The following is a 4,063-nucleotide window of genomic DNA, read 5'->3' as shown; positions in this document are numbered from 1 at the left end:
GCCCCGGCGTTCGCCCCAGGCGGGTCCGCCAGGGGCGCCGCGCTGCGCGCCGCCGCTCAGCTCTGCCCGTAACGCCGCTCAGCTCTGCCCGTAACAGAGGCAGAACGGATGCCCGGCGGGGTCGCTGAAGACCCGGAACCCCGACCGCTCGCCGCCGCTGTCGTGCAGGAAGGTCGCGCCCAGAGCGATCACCTCCCGCTGCGCTCGCTCCACGTCCTCGATCGTGTCCACGTCGAAGTCCAGATGGAACTGTTGCGGATGGTCCGGGTCCGGCCAGCGCGGCGGCTTGTGGTCGGGGACCGCCTGGAAGGCGAACCGCCGGCCGTCCGGAGAGATGAGCCACACCCACTCCGGATCGTCCGCGTCCAGCCGCCAGCCCAGGATCCCGGCATAGAAACCGGCCAGGGCGACGGGGTCGGGGCAGTCGATGACGGTGCACTGGAGCTTCGCGATCATGCCCCGACGATAGGCGCGAGGCGCGCCGAGGAAAACCGAACACAGATGGAACCCCTCGGTCCATAAACCCACTCCTCCACGGTGGAGGCGCTCGACCGGGGAGAGCACTCCGAGCGGAACGACCGCCTTCGGTCCCTCCCCAACCCCCCACAGGGGCCGAGGGCGGTCTCCGCGACCCCGCCCCGGACCCCACGTAGGACTTCGTCCCGGTCCACCCACTGGTCCCTTGGTCACAGCAGCGCCCCGGGCCGCATAGGGTCACTTGTCATGACGCACACCGAGACCGAGGGGACCGACGGGGCCGCCACCATGAGCACCAACGACGAGATCGACGAGTCCGTCCGCGCCGAGCTGACCCGGCTGCGCGACTCCATCGACAACATCGACGCGGCCGTGGTCCATATGCTGGCCGAGCGCTTCAAGGCCACCCAGCAGGTCGGCTACCTCAAGGCCGAGCACAAGCTCCCCCCGGCCGACCCGGCCCGGGAGGCCCGCCAGATCAAGCGGCTCCGCGACCTCGCGGAGAGCGCCAAGCTCGACCCGGCCTTCGCGGAGAAGCTGCTCAACTTCATCATCGCGGAGGTCATCCGCCACCACGAGACGATCGCGCGCTCCTGAGGACTGCCCAGGGCCTGCCGTCAAAGGGGGCGCGGTCCGGGGCGCCGGGCGGAGGGGAAGGCCACACCCCCGGCGCACCACCCCCCAAATCCACACAGATCCGCACCGCGCCGCGCAACCTCTTCCCGGGCGTGTGACGCCCGCAGGCAGTAGGGCAGCATGTCTCCATGTCCGTACTGACGCGCGACGAAGCGCAGACCCGAGCTCGCCTCATCGAGGTTCATCACTACACCCTCGACCTCGATCTGACCCGTGGCGATGAGATCTTCGGTTCCACCACCACCATTCGCTTCAGCGCGCGCCAGCCGGACGTGGACACCTTCGCCGAGCTCATGCCTGCCGCCCTGCACCGTATCGTGCTCGACGGTCAGGAGCTCTCCCTCGCAGGCGCTGACGAGGTGATCGCCGACGGGCGGCTGCCGCTGACCGGGCTCGCCGAGGGCGAGCACGAGCTGCGCGTCGAGACGGACATGCGCTACTCCCGTACCGGCGAGGGCATGCACCGCTTCACCGACCCCGCCGACGGCGAGACGTACCTCTACACCATGTGCTGTATGTCCGACGCCGACGACGTCTTCGTCTGCTTCGACCAGCCGGACCTCAAGGCCGTCTTCGAGGTGCACGTCACCGCCCCGCCCGAGTGGACCGTCCTCGGCAACGGCATCGCCACCCGCGTCGGCGAACCGCACGAGGGCCGCTGGCGGTTCGCGCCCACCCCGCCCATCAGCACCTACCTGCTCGCGCTGGCCGCCGGGCCGTACCACTCGGTACGTACCGAGCACGCCGGGCTGCCCTTCGGCCTGCACGTACGCCGCTCCCTCGCGCCGTACCTGGAGGCCGACGCCGACGAGCTCTTCGACATCACCCGCCGCTGCTTCGACCGCTACCACGAGATCTTCGACGAGCCGTACCCCTTCGACTCCTACGACCAGGCGTTCGTCCCGGAGTTCAACTCCGGCGCCATGGAGAACCCCGGCCTCGTCACCTTCCGCGACGAATTCATCTACCGCTCGGCCGTCACCGACGCCGAACGGCAGACCCGCGCGATGGTCATCGCCCACGAGATGGCCCATATGTGGTTCGGCGACCTGGTGACCATGGAGTGGTGGGACGACATCTGGCTGAACGAGTCGTTCGCCGAGTACATGGGCTACCAGACCCTCACCGAGACCACCCGCTACACCGACACCTGGGCCGACTTCGGCGTCCGCCGCAAGAACTGGGGCTACGACGCCGACCAGCGCCCCTCCACCCACCCCGTGGCCCCCACGCCCGAGCAGGTCCCCGACACCGCCGCCGCCCGCCTCAACTTCGACGGCATCTCCTACGCCAAGGGCGCCTCCGCGCTGCGCCAACTCGTCGCCTGGCTCGGCGAGAAGAACTTCCTCGACGGCATCAACAACCACTTCGCCCGGCACCGCTTCGGCAACGCCACCCTCGCCGACTTCATCGACTCCCTTGCCGAGGCATCCGGCCGGGATGTGCACGCCTGGGCCGACCGCTGGCTGCGCACCGACGGCGTGGACACCCTCACACCGGTGATCACCACGAGCGGCGGCCAGTGGACGGCCGAGATCCACCACAAGGGAAGCGGCGCAGCTGACAGCGGCACCAGCCGCCCGCACCGCATCGCCATCGGCCTGTACGACCACGAGCCCGCCGCCCCCCACAAGCTCGTACTGCGCGACCGGGTCGAGGCCGAGCTGGCCGACGGCTCCCCGCTGACCCTCCCGTTCACCGGCCCCCGCCCCGACCTGCTGCTCCTCAACGACAGCGACCTCACCTACGCCAAGATCCGGCTGGACCCCGGCTCCTGGAAGACCGCCCTGCGCTCCCTGTCCGGCCTCCCCGACGCGCTCAGCCGCGCCGTCGTCTGGAACGCCGCACGCGACATGGTGCGCGACGGTGAACTGCCGCCCGGCGCCTACCTCGACGCCGCCCGCGCCCATCTCCCGCACGAGACCGACATAGCGATCGTCCAGGGCGTCCTCGCCTTCGCCCGCACCCAGATCGCCGACCGTTACCTCCCCGCCCACAAGCGCGCCGCCGCCCTCGCCACCATCTCCGCCACCTGCCGCGATCTGCTGCGCCGCACCGAGGACGGCTCGGGCCCCGGGCTGCGGCTCGCCGCCGTGCGCACCTTCGTCGACAGCGCCACCTCGGCCGCCGAGCTGAGCGACTGGCTCGGCCGCGACACCGTCCCCGGCGGCCCGGACCTCGACCCCGAGCTGCGCTGGCAGGTCCTCCGGCGCCTCGCCGTCCTCGGCGCCGTCACCCCGGCCGATATCGACGCCGAGCTCGCCCGGGACTCCAGCGCCACCGGCCAGGAGGGCGCGGCCCGCTGCCGCGCCGCGCTCCCCGACGCCGAGGCCAAGCGCGCCGCCTGGGCCGCGCTCTTCGAGGCCGACGGCCCCGAGCTGTCCAACTACCTCGTCACCGCGACGGCCCTGGGCTTCTGGCAGCCCGAGCAGCACGCCCTCCTCGCCGAGTACGTCCACGGCTACTTCCCGGCCGCCGTCGACCTGGCCGTCCGCCGCGGCCCGGCCATCGCCGACTCGGTCGCCCGCTGGGGCTTCCCGACGACGGTGGACGAGACGACCCTGCGGTTGGGGGAGGAGTGCCTGAGCGCCGACGACCCGTCCGTATCCCCGACCCTGCGCCGCCGCTTCGCCGACGAACTCGACGATCTGCGCCGGGCGCTGCACGTCCAGCGTGCCCAGGAGGAGGCGGCAGCCACGGAGGGCGAGGCGTAGCGGCGCTGCGGGCGAGGCGTGGCGGGTTGGGCGCGCCCCCCCCGCACGAGGCCTGGCAGCCCCGGCGGCGGGACGGCGCGCGGGCCCTGCGGGCGCGGAGGTGGCGGACCTCGCGCGGCCTCGCGGGCGAGGCGTGCCGATCGGCGTGGCCCGGCCGACGAGGCGTTGCGCCGCCCTGCGGCGCTGGTTGCGGCGCGCCGGAGGGGACGGGCCCCGGCCGCCGTCCCGCCCGCCGC

General features: G+C 72.3%; 3 protein-coding genes. 2 read left to right on the top strand and 1 reads right to left on the bottom strand.

Going from position 1 to position 4,063, the window contains the following annotated elements; all coding sequences use genetic code 11:
* Positions 1-78 precede the first annotated feature (78 nt).
* The gene (locus tag ACWDSL_RS52260; RefSeq protein WP_450496691.1) at positions 79-456 is read right to left on the bottom strand and encodes a VOC family protein; all 378 of its coding nucleotides are present in this window, start codon (positions 454-456) and stop codon (positions 79-81) included.
* Positions 457-723: 267 nt separating this feature from the next.
* Here ACWDSL_RS52260 and ACWDSL_RS52255 point away from each other — a divergent pair, with 267 nt between their 5' ends.
* Together ACWDSL_RS52255 and pepN are read left to right on the top strand one after the other, a co-directional pair.
* The gene (locus tag ACWDSL_RS52255; protein WP_450496689.1) at positions 724-1,074 is read left to right on the top strand and encodes a chorismate mutase; all 351 of its coding nucleotides are present in this window, start codon (positions 724-726) and stop codon (positions 1,072-1,074) included.
* Positions 1,075-1,241: 167 nt separating this feature from the next.
* A complete protein-coding gene (pepN, locus tag ACWDSL_RS52250; protein WP_450496687.1) occupies positions 1,242-3,827 on the top strand; it encodes an aminopeptidase N in 2,586 nt (861 codons plus the stop codon).
* Positions 3,828-4,063: the final 236 nt, after the last annotated feature.

It is taken from the genome of Streptomyces sp. NPDC000941 (genome assembly GCF_053599555.1).
The sequence above is the reverse complement of the archived record's forward strand: the minus strand, read 5'-3'. Positions and strand labels throughout refer to the sequence as shown.

What these genes read in the sequence shown, in the direction of transcription:
- ACWDSL_RS52260 (WP_450496691.1), bottom strand. Translation starts at nt 456, where the DNA reads ATGATCGCGAAGCTCCAGTGCACCGTCATCGACTGCCCCGACCCCGTC.
- pepN (WP_450496687.1), top strand. Translation starts at nt 1,242, where the DNA reads ATGTCCGTACTGACGCGCGACGAAGCGCAGACCCGAGCTCGCCTCATC.
- ACWDSL_RS52255 (WP_450496689.1), top strand. Translation starts at nt 724, where the DNA reads ATGACGCACACCGAGACCGAGGGGACCGACGGGGCCGCCACCATGAGC.